We start from the raw sequence: 14,426 nt of genomic DNA, 5'->3' as shown, positions 1-14,426 counted from the left end.
TGTTAGATATATTTTATTATTTAATATCTGTATAGGTCCGTTGTTAAAGTTTACAAATACTAAGCAAAGGTTGAAATTTATGAATTATTGACAAAAGCGATATATTTCATTCGTAATTCGTAATTTGTAATTCAATGGCTTCCAGCTTGTAATTTTCCTGTGCTGCCGTTTCGATTTCTTCTGCAACCAAATTTCTCAGGAGCGTTCCAGCGTTCGGGTTCCCGGGCCCCTGCAGTAATTTCTTCTTAGGAGTACGGAGGATACCTTCTTCACTGATGACAGCCCAGGAAATTTTGGTACCACCCAGATCTATCGCAAGCATTTGTTTCATAACATTTTACTGCTCTTTCTAAAAACAGCCGCCTCCGGGGAGGCAGCTGTTTTAAAACGTTTCAAAATAAAATTACCAGCCTTTTGTCTGCGTCAGCGTATAACCCCTCTCCTTATATTCATTAATCTGCTGCGTTCCAACCGGTGCCAGATAATTCTTGTCACTGAACGACTGCCGGTTGGCGGCGGATTCTACCATCCAATAACCGACCATCGCATTTTGATTCGAGCCATTCCAGGTAACAATGGTGCCGTCGGCAGTTTTAACCCGTATTTTGTTTTTCATGGAAGCTGTCAGGTAGCTGGGAATTTCGTTCGGCATATCTACCCAGGGCCCCATTACATAATCCGGCTTCCGGCTGAAGTCCATATAATAAAGTTTTTTCCAACGCTTCAGATCGAGCAGCCTGGTGTGCTCGTAGAAAAACTCCATTCTCCTCTCGCGCCGGATTTCCCAGATGATTGCAGGTACATCAGCGTCCCTGTCCGGATCTTCGGGGAGCGCGCCGAGCATCAGCGGTGCACTCTTCTTAACGCCTTTTGCTGCGGCTGCTGCATCAAGGGGGCGACTGCGAATAGCATTGATCGACTTATCAAGATCAGCTTGCGTTATGGCGGGGCCGCTGTAATAATTTTCCAATTCAGCTTTTGCCTCAATCCAGTTCAGCACGACTTCTGCCAGCCTCATAACCGGTGCGTCACTGGTGTTAGTATTACTTCCCCAGGCTGCGGGATAAGTTTTGCCGATATAAGTGATAGCCTCACGGGACGCGTGTTTGAATGAATAAAGCAAAGTTGACGAGGTCGCGCGGGTGAAATCTATAAAACTGGCTTCAAACCTGGGGTCCCGGGTTTTAACCAGATCGGCAATGGTGAAGCTGCCGGCATTTGGTAAGGCAGATTTTTGCCAGGTTTTTCCATCGTTCAAAATAAAGGATTTAATCAGATCCAGGTTGGCGCCATTCTGTTCTTCAGTTCCATTTGAATAGGATCCGATATGATGGGTCACGGACTGTGCAGCGTCATAGGCCCGGTACATCAGCACTTCAGGATTTCCTGCAAGGTTTTCTGATGAAAAGAGGGCTTTGAAGTCGCTCTTAAAACTATATTTGTTACTATTTATCACAATTCCCGCCGCCTCAACGGCAAACTCCAGGTATTTCTTAGCGCGCGCCGCATCCAGGTTGTGATAATGCTCGAACGTGCCTTCGAATAACATAAAGCTTGAAATGAAAGCAGCAGCAATATATTTATTCAGATATTGCGGCCCATCACTCTCGCGAATATTCGCCAGTACATATTTAAAATCATCATAAACTTTGTCCATCACAACACCTCTTGGGTCCCGGTCCTTGTATAGAGTATCCAGTTCATTTTCCTTAACCACACGTCCGAAATAGGGAACATCTCCAAATACACTAACCAGTCGCGAATATTCAAAGCCTCTGAAGAACCTGGCCACAGCGGTCCAGTGTTTATATGCATCGGCAGATATTTTTGGTTTTGCAACGCTGTCCAGCCGGTTCAGGAAAATATTTGCTTTTCGAACCCAGGCAAAATCCCAAGTGGGCCCAGAATATTGCTGCAACCAGGCCGCCGTCTCAGAAGTGGACCCCCGGGAGGAAGGAATGTTGCTTTCAAAGTTTGCCTGGACGTTCCTGCTGGTGATATCATCGCTGAATGTGTATCCCCTAACCGGAGTATAATCAGTTCCCCAGGAAGAATTGTAACCCACGAAATAGTTGGTGTAGAAACCATTGGCAAACATCCGGATATCATCTTCATTTCTCCAGAATTTTGAGCCATTGTCGATGTAGTCCGTTTGTGGAGGCCTGTCCAGCAGATTCTTATTACAGGAAACGAAAATCAGGCAGGCTATTCCAAGACCACTTATACATATTAGACGTTTCATTTGATATACTTTTAAAAGGTTAATTGAAGGCCAACGGAGATGGCTTTAAAAGCAGGGATCCCTGCACCGGTCCGCCCCAGGTTATAGTTACTTGAGTTCCACATGGAGTAACCACTGATGCTTTCAGGATCAATTGGGAGACCCCGGAGATGATCCCAGGTCAGGAAGTTTTCGAGTGCGCCATAAACCCTCAGCGATGTAAGTTTCACCTTATTCATAACAGAACCGGGAAGCGTATAACCTACGGTCAGGTTCTTTAGTCTTAAGTAAGCCATATTCAACAGGTATCGGTCTTGCACCTGCAAATTGTTGGCAGCATTACTGCCCCCGTTACTGTAAGCTGCCGGATAAAAAGCGTTGGTGTTATCGGGCCGCCAGTAATCATCGGCGAAGGTTGAAGGCATAGCGCCATCGGCGGCATTATATCCAGGAATTGCCAGGGATCCGTTGCCCCATAACTGCCTTTTGCCTACGCCCTGAAAGAACACGCTGAAATCAAAACCCTTGTAATCGGCCCCCAGCCGGGCGCCGTATTCGTATCTGGGTGTGGAATTGCCAATCACTTCCAGGTCACCATGATTGGAAAGTGATGCGTCCCCGTTATCGATCACGCCATCACCGTTTACGTCTTTAAATTTGACATCACCAGGGCCGAAGAAGAATGTGGAGTAATTCTGCAGAAAAACCTGGTACACGGGTTTCTGCCCGTTTACAGATTTCAGTTTGTATGCTTTCTTACCCGCGTATTTGCTAGAATTATCAGGAAGGTCTGCGGCCGTCAGTGTGATCAACTGTGGCTTACCGTTGCCATCCAGCTCGAAGTCTCCCATCTGGTAAAGCCGATCGGTGCGGTAACCCCAGATTTCGCCAATATCCTTGCCGTTATAGTTGGCATTCACAAGCTGGGAACTTCCGTATTTATTTATGCGGGTTGTTGCATCGGAAAGGTTGCCTTTAAAGTTGATACCCAGCCCGTTTTCAAACCGGTGGTTATAATCAATGGTCAGTTCCCATCCCTTGGTCTCCAACGAACCAAAATTGCCCTGTGGCGCTCCCACGCCGAAAGTCAGCGGGATACCTTCCAGGGGAACGATCATGTTATTGGTGTTTCTCTTGAAGACGTCAACAGAAATGTTCAGGCTGTTTTTCAACAGTCCCAGGTCAAGTCCAAAGTTGGTCGTTTGGATATCCTGCCAGGTTATATTCCTCTCAATGGCTGAGGGGGTACCCACATAAGGCACTTTCTGTCCGTTAGCTCCAATCCAGGTTGACAGTCCGCTTCCCATCACAGGCAGGTAGAGGGAATTTGGGACGGTCTGGTCCCCGATGGATCCCCAGGAACCTCTTAGTTTAAGGAAACTGATCACATTTTTAGTTGCATCCATGAATGGTTCTTCAGTAAGTACCCATCCGGCCGAGAATGAGGGATACCATCTCCACCAAAGGTTGGATGGAAATTTGGATGAACCGTCATAGCGTAAGTTCCCTTCGAGGAGATATTTGTTCTTATACGCGTAGTTAACCCGACCGAAATAACCCAACTGAGCTTCCCAGTATTTGTCGCCGTCTACAGATGGTGGCGCGCCAACTGCAAAATTGAATTGAGGATTCGTGATATCCGTTAGCTGATTTACCTGTTGCGATTGCCATTCCGTGGTAGCGGCAACCCGGTTGATCCCCAGCATAAATTTGAAGTGATTGTTGTCATCCAAATTCAGGTTGTAGGTTGTATACGCGTTGATGGTGCTGCTATAAAAGTTAGACACGCGCCGGTATATATGATCCGGGTTAGAACCCAGAGATGTGTACGTATCATATGAAAGATCAAACGCGCGAATTGCGCCGGGTGCGGTACTGGCCACAACGGCTCCGGTGCTGTCGACGTAAACAGGCTGGCCACTGGCATCAAACCGGGCTTTTGGGGCAACCCAGGAGTTCCTGGCCGTATATCTTGTACCGGGCCGTTTCCACATTTCTTCCTGGTTGGAGAATGTATAATCAAAATCCAGTTTCCAGTCTTTCGTGAAATTAAGCGTAGTTCCCAGGCTGATGTTCAGATAGTTCTGAAGGATGTTGGCTGTATTTGCAGCAGCAGCTTCACTCCAGGGGCTGCGGATCGGATCTCCGTTTTGATCAAGACCAAAAGGGTAGACCGGCGACCACCGGTACAGGTATAGCCAGGGGTCAGCGGTTGAGGAGGCTGTTACATACGGATATTCTTTATTTCTTCTGGAAAATATGGCGCCGCCCCTTACGGTAACTAATTTACTGATTTCGCTGGTAGCTTTTAGCGAAGCGTTATAGCGGGTGAACTGATCTTTTTTTGCCGGTTTCATCATGCCGCTTTGATCCAGGTAGCCGAGGCCAATATTAAAGGATGTTTTTCCTACAGTCTGTCCGATTGACAGATCGTGCTGTTGCGTTGGCGCCCATTCTTTTACCATATAGTCAAAGGGGTCATAGGTCCTGACACCCATTTTTTGGTTGTTAGCGCCCTGTACATACCAGTCTCTTCCGAATACCGTAGGGTCATTGGGACCGATGGTTCCGCCGTATTTCTTTTTCCACTCCACGGCTTTCAGGTAACTGTTCCTGTCGGCATAATAAAATGCACCCGTTGGTGAAAATTGACCGACGCGTTCGGCCGCGTCTACAGAATACCTGAGAGCGTTCACATCAGCCATATGCAAATCTTTCCATACATTTTGCCAGGAAAAATTGTTTGAGTAGGTAATCTGGGCCTTTCCCGTAGTAGATCCCTTTTTTGTCGTAATCAGCAAAACACCAAACGAAGCTTTTGCCCCATAGATAGATGAAGCGGCTGCGTCTTTAAGCACGGTGATGGATGCAACATCATTGGGATTTACGACCTGAATACTGGGAATTTCAACGTTGTCCAGCAGGATCAGCGGGGCAGCGCCGCCTCTGAAGGAGCCCATTTGTCCCCTGATCTTCAGGATGGGATCTGATCCAACCTCACCGCTTGGGATGGTTACGCTCAGACCGGATGCTGCACCCTGCAGCCCGCGCCCCACGTCGGCTATGGGCCTTCCGGTAAGCGCTTTCTTTACGTCCACCGTTGAAACGGCTCCAGTCAGATTCCCTCTTCTTTGTGTACCATAGCCCACGACGACCACTTCGTCAAGCTGTGATTTCTCCATAGATCTCACCAGAGTAATAGTAATATTCCTGTTGTTGACAACTGGCAGCGATTGGGTTATGTATCCCACATAACTGATCTCCAGGGTTTCTCCAACCGAGGCCTGAATAGTGAAACTACCGTCATTCCCGGTCATAACCGCCCGTTGGGTTCCTTTAACTGAAACCGTAACACCCGCGAGGGACAATCCGTCTTCAGACGCGACTGACCCGTGAATCTGGTAGGTTTGTGCAACCAGGTGGATCGACCAGAGTGTTGTGATTGCGACAGTAAACAATCGTAATAACATCAATCTTTTCATCTTTTTAATTTTTATTTGGGACTATATAATCTGGACACCCGCGTCCGCAAAAGGCCGGAGTTTTGGGTGATCAGGATCTAGTTCTGTGACCAGGTAATCAATCTTTTTTAACGCACATACCTGCAACGGCTGGTAAGTCTGCAGCTTTTCCGAAATAGCTACACAGGCAACTTTCGTGGCGGATTCCACCATGGCCTTTTTGACCTGCACTACGTCCAGATCGTTATCAGTCAGACCATGTGTAATATCGATGGCATTGGTGCCCAGCAAACACAAGTCGGCGTTCACACGGTGTATTTTTTCAATGGCCTCCGCCCCGACCGTTATTTTTGAATCTTTTGATAGCCTGTCACCAATAACCACCACATTCAGGTTAGGATGTACCAGGCAGGCATTCAAAATCGGGATACTACCGGTGATCAGCGTTGCTTTTCTGCGCAGGGGGATAGAACGCACAATTTCAAGAATAGTGGTACCCCCCGTGGTCATTAAGAACATATCATCTTTGATCAAATGAATCGCTTTTCGCGCTATTTCTTTTTTGAATGGCTGGGAATACACATTGACAGGAGAAAATTGTACATCATTGAAAGAAGTGGATAAGGCGCCGCCGTGCACCTTAATGAGTTTGCCGGCATCGGCTAATTCCTGCAGATCCCGCCGGATCGTGTCCTCCGAAACACCTATTTCCGCACATAGATCATTACTTAATACTTTGTTGTGAAGATTAAGGCTGTGAAGAATAATTGCTTGTCGTTCTTTCTTTAGCAAGGGTCGCTGGTTTTGTTAATCTATTCCTAAAGATAAAAGCAAAACTCGCAGAAACCTGCAAAAAGCTGAAAAATTTCGCAAATGTGGATAACTTTTTATTGCAGAAACTGGCAAATGTGAAGCGCTACCCTGTGGTGGCGTTTTGTCAGCGCCTGCTCACCGCAGCAGTTCCGGCTCATTCAAAAATATCAAATTTGGATTTAGGTCGAAGGGCCTCAAGCCATTTAAACCCTTCCAATCGCATTTCGGCGGGTCTCTTTTTCCGGATTGGATAAATGGTCCCCTTTACATTACTTCTGAAGATCACTTTTTTCAGCGCACGGTCGTGGATATAGGCGTCAATGATATCGGAAGTCGATTGATTGATACCGGAATAAGCGCTGTCTTCATCCTGCAAAAAGTAAATACTTTCTGCGGATCCCTTTGCCCTGACTGAATCCAGGGAACCGTTGGTAAAGTAGCCGTCCATACGACTGGATTTGATCTGGTTATACGCCTCTTTTTCAAGGTGATTAACCATCATCGCATTATTAATGGCTTCAAACCATTTTGGTTGCTTATTGCTGGTATGCAAATAAAGTGTGTCACCGGTGATCTGACTCTCTTTTCCCCAGACAACCGGATTGTGAAAGAACCGGAACACCGAGTCTTTGAACGAATAGAACAGACTGTCCGATACAGCCTGTACAGAATCTGAATAGATCTTCACATGGTGAAAAGCCTCAAAATAACGGTTGGTGCTGTCATTATCAGCTGTTTTTTCAGGTTTTGTCTCCGCAGCAGTTTTCCCAACAAGAGGGAGGGAGTCAACGGGGGCAGCCCGCGATTCGCCGGCTTTTTCTGCAGGAGGCGTAATTAGCGCAGGTTTCCTGCCGGTCCGGACGACCTTCCGGTTATCAGGTTGCGGTGCTTGCTTGGGCTCTGCAGGTTTTCTGCCGGCCCTGACGACCTCGCGGTTTTCAGTTTGTGGCGCCTGCTTAGGCACGGCAGGTTTCCTGACCGTACTGTCAGGCATAGCCATCGCCGGCTTCTTCGCCAGCAGGCTGTCGCCCGGTTCCGGTTTCAGTTTGGCAGCCGCCAAAAGGCTGTCATTACCTGCGCTTTTTCCGTGGGCCTGGGTGCCAAGGCTATCGGAATTGAACGCATTAGAAAGTGAGTCGGACTTATGTACTGGCTGCGGTACATAAAGGTCTGTAAGCTTAGCACTGAAAAGGGTATCCGCACTCACATAAATAGAGTCATTATCCTGCTTGATGATCATGACCGGCTTTTGTGTTGCCAGCAAAGCCTCGGAGTGCCGGTCCTGGTAAATTAGGTTCCCAATGACAATAGTGCCTCTCGTGGAATCCACCACGATCGCATTTCCTTCAGCTCTCGCTATATCGGTGGTCAGCTTTACATTGTCAGCGAAAAGTGTTGTCTTATTGTTGTCATTGATAAAGGGTCGCTGCGAGAATTCAGCATCCCCTGTTCTCAGGTTGTAAAAACCTTCGCGTGTCTTAATGGTACGGTTAGCACTGTCCCGGATGTTCGTGGGGGAGATGAAGCTGGCTATCTGCCGATCGGTATTGTACATCAGTGAATCCGCCGTTATATGATACGCGGGGTCCTCCACAACTACGTCCCGCTTGAAATAAGCATCCTTGATATCGCTATAGTAAAATCCTTCCTTACTGGTGATCACCGTTTTCTTATTGACCAGCTTTCCACCCTTATCATAGGTGGCAATTTTTCTGCCCATATTGTACTCCAGGCTGGGTGTGGTCAGGACTGCCTTGCCATCCGTCAGCTTTACATTCCCGTCCAGAAATGCTATCTGGCGGTCTGTCAGATACCTGAGGTGGTCGGAATAAATGTTTGTCGTATCGGAATCGTTGATATGCACTTTGCCCCAGGCTTCAAAAGTTTTTGCCGCATCATTCTTCACGCACCTGTCGCATTTAAAAATGGTCTTACCCTGCTTGAGGATCACGTTTCCTTCCAGGATGAAAAGGACCACACTGTCCTTGCCCTTTTGCATTGTTGTTACATCAGCATGCTGTACGATGACGGTGTCAACGCCCTGTGCCGCTGCCTTGTTAAACAGCGCACAGATCACCAGGAATCCAATCAGGAGTTTCCGGAGCGAAATAATATGATGCCGCAGATTCGCTTTCACTTCGCCGTTGTATCTTTTTTAGCTGGCGCTGTCAGTTCGCCGGATTTATTCTTTTTTCCGAATACCGATATATTTACGTATCTTTTAGGATGAACGCGGATATCATCCATGAGTATCTCTGCACTCAGCATCACGTCATTCATTTTTTTATAGAGATGGCGGTCGTTCATCAATGCACCCAGACTACCATTGGGGCTCGACATTTTATGAACGACCTGTCTCAATTCAGAAAGGGTCAGATTGAGTGAATCAACCGTTCGTTGAAGTTTGAGACCGGCAAGGTCTTCGGAAAATGAATTTGCGTTGTGCAGGACACCTTCGATCTGGCTGTTCTGATTTTTCAGGTTTTCGGAAACGGCATTCAGGTTGCTCAGGGTGCCTGCAAGTGGTCCCTGTATGGATGCCAGGAGGGCATTCAGCGCAGCGGTAGATTGATTGAGGTTTGCGATCGTGTGTTGCAGGTTACGTTTTGTGGCGTCGTCCAGCGTATTGTTGACATTTGTCAGTAACAAATTCAGCGAATCGGCAACATTCCTGACTTTTCCCATCAGGGGTTTGGCCTCTGAGCTCAGATCCGTCAGCAGTCCTTCCTCAACCCTTGTGGGAATCCGGTCGCCGCTTTTCAGAAACTTGGTCGAATTCCCTTTTTCAATCACAATATTTGAGGCGCCGAGGAGGCTGGAGGAAATATAGGCTACAGAATTATTTGGGATGTTCACCGGCTGCGTAAGACTGAGGGTTACCTTGATATCGTTCACATTCTCATCTGCAGGCTCGATTTGATAAACGGTACCGACTGTAAGGCCCTTTAGTTTTACGAAATTGGACTTTTCTAATCCCCCAACCGATTTGAAAATGGCGTATATTTTCGGACTCCGGTTAAGGACATCCTTACCTTTTAAGAACTTGAAACCTAAAATCAGTGCAATAAGTGCCACCAGGGCCAACATGCCAACTTTAAGTTCTTTAGATATTTTCATACAGTTGAATTAAATTCTCATAAACGGGGGAACAGAATAAGGGAAATATCAGGAATTCCGTGGTTCATCGGATCAGTCGGAAATCTTTTGCCGCAGGTTCATTTTTACGCGGGCAAAATACTCAATAATTCCGATATATCGGTCAGCGCCACGGAATTGTGAAATTTTTTAGACTTCGGATACATTCAATTCTTCGTAACCGGGAATGGGACCATCGCGCTGCTGGGATTAGCATTTTTATCGATATATAATTTTACTGCCCTTACAATCCCGTTGACGATGGCCTGCTGGCCATTTTCGCTCATCAGGTAGGCTTCTTCTTCTTTGTTACTGATAAAGCCCATCTCTATCAATACACTGGGCATTCCCGTAGCCTGCAGGACCCAGATACCTTTATGGTTCCTTTGTTGTACGCCCCTGCTGTTCCTTCCATCTGAGATAAATTCCTTCTCCACAAGGTTAGCCAGTAAATAACTTTTCCTGAAATAATGTTGCGCATAGATCAGCATCCTCGCTTTTTCTGCGGGGTCATTGGGATCCGGCAGTTTCAGTTCTTCATTGGGATCGGTTTCCTCGTTGTAGTAATCTTCATTGTTTTTCACCGAAGAGACTTTTTGTTCATTTTTGCCAACAGCCCAGATATAGGTTTCTGTGCCCTGTGTAGTATTTTCTACCCATACGTCTTCGTACTTGTGGACGTAATAGGTGTGCTTAACTCTCTTTCTACCTTTCTTCACGTATTTGGTTCTTGGTTCTGAACCAATGACCCTTTTCGTATACCAGCCGCCGGGGCGACGCCCCGCAGCGTTGCAGTGCAGGGAAATAAAAAGATCTCCACCCACGCGGTTGGCGAAATCTGCCCGGTACCGGTTTGCGGCAACTGAGTTCGTGTTATTGCCCGGAAGCGCCCAGGTAGTCCGGGTTTCCATGATCCTGCGATCGGGAAACGCTTCACGCAATGCTTTTGCCAGTTTCACGCTTACCGACAGGTTGATTGCAGCTTCCGTCGTGACCAACCCTCTGGCGCCAACGTCGCTTCCCCCGTGTCCGGCATCGACAATGATCGTTTTTATATTTCGCCCGGCAGTTTGGGCAGTTACAGATATTGAACCGGCTAGTATGCAGAATGGAATCAGAAAACCAGCGATGCTGATAGCCATGCGATTGTTGGGGACCAGTTTATTCGGTGTCATGTGCTAATGTTCACAAATTCTTTACGATGTTATATATACTTTTGCTTTCTTTGAACCTGATTAATGGGCAAATTTAAACTTTTTTTTTTCGTAACCGTACTCACTGCTACAATGACTGTGGCAGTTATTGCCAGTGTCAGGGTACTTGGAGTTGCAAGTTACCAAAACAAAACAGTTTCAGGTGAATCAATAAAGGCAGACGATAACAAAAAAAAATCGGGATTACCGGGCATTCTTTTTTCAAAGGATACCGTTCCGGTAAAAGATACCCTACCTGTGACGGACAGCCTGCTTCGGGGAAAGGACAGTTTGCTTCATGGTAGGGACAGCCTGCTTAACGACTCGCTCCGTAGAAGATCAGTCGATACATTTACGTTGAAGTTATCCAAAGACACACTCGATGCACCGGTTCAATACACGGCCCAGGATTCCGTCGTAGGTGTGATGGATAAAAAACTGATCACCCTATATAACAAAGCCAAGGTTGATTACCAGGATCTTACCTTAAACGCACCTTATATTCAACTCAACCAGGGAAAAAACCTGGTCATTGCTCACTCAGGAAAAGACAGCATCGGTGATATTTCCGAATACGCCGAAATGAAACAGGGCGATAATCAGTTCAAGTCGGAGGGCATGGAATACGATTTCAAATCCAAAAAAGGTCTTACAAAGGGTACGATTACGCAGCAGGGTGAAATGTTTGTGCACTCCGATATCGTTAAAAAAGTAGATGAGCATACGATGTACAGCCGCGGAACATTCTTCACCACCTGTAACCTGGATCATCCGCATTTTGGCTTCCGGGCCAGAAAAGCCAAAATTGTGAATAAGAAGGTGGCGGTGACGGGAGCTATCAGACCTGAGTTTGATTCTGTACCTGTACCTATCTACCTCCCCTTTGGTTATTTTCCGCTTTACCAGGGCAGGCATTCCGGCTTTATAGCGCCGCAATTTGAGACCAATGATCTGGAAGGCCTTGGTCTCTCAAACATGGGCTATTATAAAGTGGTCAACGAACACTGGGACGTGAAGCTTACGGGTGACATCTACTCGCTGGGTACCTGGAGCGTAAATGTCAGCCCCACTTACAATAAGATCTATAAATACCGGGGCTCTATGGATTTCGGGCTGCGAAATACACGCAGGGCATTCAAAGGAGATCCGGATTACTCAAATATAAAGACGTATTCGCTGCGGTGGTCGCACGCCTCAGATATGCGCTCGCGTCCAGGGACCAGTTTCACCGCAGGTGTAAACATGAGCTCCACCAGGTACAACAAGAATATTCCCAACAGCCCGCAGATGAACTTCCAAAACGTGTTGGGATCATCCATCACTTACGCCAAAACCTGGCAGGATAAACCTTTCAACCTGACAGCCAGTGCAAACCATAACCAAAATAACCAGTCGGGTATGGTAAGCATCAACCTGCCTGACCTCGGATTTACGGTGAGTACACTGTACCCGTTCCAAAAGAAAGAAGCGGCTGGCTCCAGGAAATGGTATGAGCAGTTGGGTATCGGTTATCAGGGGAGTTTCAGGAATGCAGTCTCCTTTAATGATACGATCAAATACAAGCAAGTCCTGGGTCATTCCGTTTTCCAGCACATGCTGGATACCCTGGAATGGAGTGCGCGACATAGCATTCCCATCACGCTTTCACTTCCGCCCATATTGGGAGGTGCGCTGATGGTTGCACCTTCGGTTTCCTATTCGCAGGAATGGGTGGACCGGAAAGTTGCCCGCAGATGGGACAGTGGTCTCGATACCCTGGTAGTAGTGCCTACGAAAGGATTTTATATCAAGCAACAAGCTTCATTCGGACTGGGCTTCAACACGGCACTGTACGGGACATTCAAGTTTAGGAACTCATCGCTCCGGCATGTGGTAAGACCCACATTTGGATTTAGTTATTCGCCGGATCTGAACAAGAAATTCATGCGATATATACAGATCAACAAAGAAGGTTACAAAGCCTGGTTCAATGAGCTCGAAGGTCTGTACGCAGGCAGCCGGGGTATGGATCAGTTTGTGAGTCGCGAATTTGGCGGTATCAATTTTGGACTCGATAATACGCTGGAAATGAAGAAGCGTTCGAAAGGGAAAGACACCACCGCGAATGATCAGGGTGGGTTTAAAAAAATCAGGCTGGTCGAAGGATTTGGTTTCTCGGGTTCGTATAATCTGTTCGCGGATTCTATGAAGTTGTCTCCTTTCAGTCTGTTTTTCAGGACCAACCTGCTGGAGAAGATCAATATTACTGTGAGTGGTACGCTGGTGCCCTACCTATATGATAGCCTGGGAAATCCATCGAAGCATTATGCCTGGTCGAACGGAAGGATCACACCCGGGAGGCTGACCAATGCTAATATTTCACTGAGTACCAGCTTCCAGAGCAAGCCAAAAGATCCGGAGAAAGAAAAGAGAAGGCAGGAGGCCATTAACCAAAACCTGAACGATCCGATGCTGCAGCAGGATCAGCACCGGCTTTTAGAGTATATGCGGCAGAACCCCGCTGAATTTGTGGATTTCAATACGCAGTGGTCCCTTTCTCTGAGCTCATATCTGTCTTATGTAAATATGTTTGATCGGAATACCTTGCGGAACAAGGGTCAGATTTCTTCGGCCGTCAACCTCAACGGAAGTTTTAACCTCACACCCAAATGGAACCTGAGTGCAAGCACAGCTTATGATTTCAACACGATGAAGATGCAGACCCTTTCCGTGGCTATTGCACGCGATCTCCATTGCTGGCAAATGGCATTAAATGTTTCACCGATAGGACTTTACCGTTTCTTTAATTTCACCATCAGTCCGAAGGCGGGTATCCTCCAGGATCTGAAGATCAACCGGACCCGGTCCTTCAGCAGTCAGTGATGCTGAATAATATAATCGTGCATTTTTCCATAGACCTCGTCTTTGATCTCTGAAGCGGATTTCCCTGATACTGGAACCGGCGGCAGGAAATGGATCTCAAGAGTGCAAGGCTGGAAATAGAAAGGTTTTCCGAAGGGTAAAGCTTTCTTGGTATTGATGAGCACGGCAGGAATAATATCATTTCCTGAGTCCTCGGCCAAATGAAACGCGCCACTATAGAATTTTTTGAGCGGCTGATCTGTGCGGTTCCTGGTTCCTTCGGGATAGATACTCATATGCATATGCTTGCTGAGAACTTCTTTCATCTTGTCATAACCTTTTTTCCGGCTTTGCTCATCTTTCCGGTTAATCAGCACTGATCCCCTCGCGTAATACCAGCCGAAGATGGGTATTTTGGCATAAAAATCCTTCGCAATGGTTTTGTTGGGGCCTGGTATGAACGGGCAGGACAGGGTTGGGTCAAGTATTGAATTATGATTACAGGTAACAATATATGTTTTACCTTTTTCAAAGTAATGCTGGCCACGGACCTTCAGTGGACAACCCGCCAGGAACAGCCACATCCTGATCCAGACTCTGGCCCAGCGAATGAAATACATGGTTCCCTTCGGATCGGGGATCAGGTAGGCGGCCATCGAGGGAATGTAGATCAGTAAGAAAGTCAGGATGAAGGTCAGTAACCCCCATAAAGCCATGATCCGGCCGGTTATTTCTTTTAGAATTTTCATGTGTTAGTTTTCA

General features: G+C 47.0%; 9 protein-coding genes. 1 reads left to right on the top strand and 8 read right to left on the bottom strand.

The window, feature by feature from the left end:
* Positions 1-106: 106 nt before the first annotated feature.
* The 7 genes from AC3WS5_RS09440 to AC3WS5_RS09410 all read right to left on the bottom strand — a co-directional run bounded on the left by AC3WS5_RS09440 (position 107) and on the right by AC3WS5_RS09410 (position 10,805).
* Entirely contained in the window at positions 107-331 is a 225-nt protein-coding gene (locus tag AC3WS5_RS09440) for a hypothetical protein (RefSeq protein WP_492467055.1), read from the bottom strand.
* Between the two features lie 72 nt (positions 332-403).
* The gene (locus tag AC3WS5_RS09435; protein ID WP_492467054.1) at positions 404-2,242 is read right to left on the bottom strand and encodes a RagB/SusD family nutrient uptake outer membrane protein; all 1,839 of its coding nucleotides are present in this window, start codon (positions 2,240-2,242) and stop codon (positions 404-406) included.
* An 11-nt stretch (positions 2,243-2,253) separates the two neighbouring features.
* Positions 2,254-5,703, bottom strand: coding sequence for a SusC/RagA family TonB-linked outer membrane protein (locus tag AC3WS5_RS09430; protein WP_492467053.1), 3,450 nt, complete (start codon positions 5,701-5,703; stop codon positions 2,254-2,256).
* A gap of 21 nt (positions 5,704-5,724) precedes the next feature.
* Entirely contained in the window at positions 5,725-6,474 is a 750-nt protein-coding gene (locus tag AC3WS5_RS09425; protein WP_492467052.1) for a DeoR/GlpR family DNA-binding transcription regulator, read from the bottom strand.
* A 175-nt stretch (positions 6,475-6,649) separates the two neighbouring features.
* A complete protein-coding gene (locus AC3WS5_RS09420) occupies positions 6,650-8,632 on the bottom strand; it encodes an OstA-like protein (protein WP_492467051.1) in 1,983 nt (660 codons plus the stop codon).
* On the bottom strand, positions 8,629-9,612 hold the full coding sequence (locus tag AC3WS5_RS09415; RefSeq protein WP_492467050.1) for an MlaD family protein: 984 nt from the start codon (positions 9,610-9,612) through the stop codon (positions 8,629-8,631). Before AC3WS5_RS09415 ends, AC3WS5_RS09420 begins: the two co-directional genes overlap by 4 nt.
* A gap of 185 nt (positions 9,613-9,797) precedes the next feature.
* Positions 9,798-10,805 (bottom strand): N-acetylmuramoyl-L-alanine amidase family protein, encoded by a 1,008-nt coding sequence (locus AC3WS5_RS09410; RefSeq protein WP_492467049.1) that lies wholly within the window; start codon positions 10,803-10,805, stop codon positions 9,798-9,800.
* Between the two features lie 63 nt (positions 10,806-10,868).
* On the opposite strand from AC3WS5_RS09410, the gene AC3WS5_RS09405 reads away from it, so the two are divergent.
* Positions 10,869-13,685: a putative LPS assembly protein LptD gene (locus tag AC3WS5_RS09405; protein ID WP_492467048.1), complete on the top strand. Its 2,817-nt coding sequence runs from the start codon at positions 10,869-10,871 to the stop codon at positions 13,683-13,685.
* On the opposite strand, the gene AC3WS5_RS09400 is transcribed toward AC3WS5_RS09405, so the two are convergent.
* Complete coding sequence (locus AC3WS5_RS09400; protein WP_492467047.1) at positions 13,679-14,413, bottom strand: lysophospholipid acyltransferase family protein; 735 nt, start codon at positions 14,411-14,413, stop codon at positions 13,679-13,681. The genes AC3WS5_RS09405 and AC3WS5_RS09400 overlap by 7 nt on opposite strands.
* Positions 14,414-14,426: the final 13 nt, after the last annotated feature.

Source organism: Niabella sp. CPT15-335-S11 (assembly GCF_058792415.1).
Note: the sequence above shows the minus strand (reverse complement) of the source record. Positions and strands in the feature narration are given on the sequence as shown.

Coding starts and splice junctions, on each gene's coding strand:
- AC3WS5_RS09410 (WP_492467049.1), bottom strand. CDS start 10,805: ATGACACCGAATAAACTGGTCCCCAACAATCGCATGGCTATCAGCATC.
- AC3WS5_RS09435 (WP_492467054.1), bottom strand. CDS start 2,242: ATGAAACGTCTAATATGTATAAGTGGTCTTGGAATAGCCTGCCTGATT.
- AC3WS5_RS09430 (WP_492467053.1), bottom strand. CDS start 5,703: ATGAAAAGATTGATGTTATTACGATTGTTTACTGTCGCAATCACAACA.
- AC3WS5_RS09415 (WP_492467050.1), bottom strand. CDS start 9,612: ATGAAAATATCTAAAGAACTTAAAGTTGGCATGTTGGCCCTGGTGGCA.
- AC3WS5_RS09400 (WP_492467047.1), bottom strand. CDS start 14,413: ATGAAAATTCTAAAAGAAATAACCGGCCGGATCATGGCTTTATGGGGG.
- AC3WS5_RS09405 (WP_492467048.1), top strand. CDS start 10,869: ATGGGCAAATTTAAACTTTTTTTTTTCGTAACCGTACTCACTGCTACA.
- AC3WS5_RS09440 (WP_492467055.1), bottom strand. CDS start 331: ATGAAACAAATGCTTGCGATAGATCTGGGTGGTACCAAAATTTCCTGG.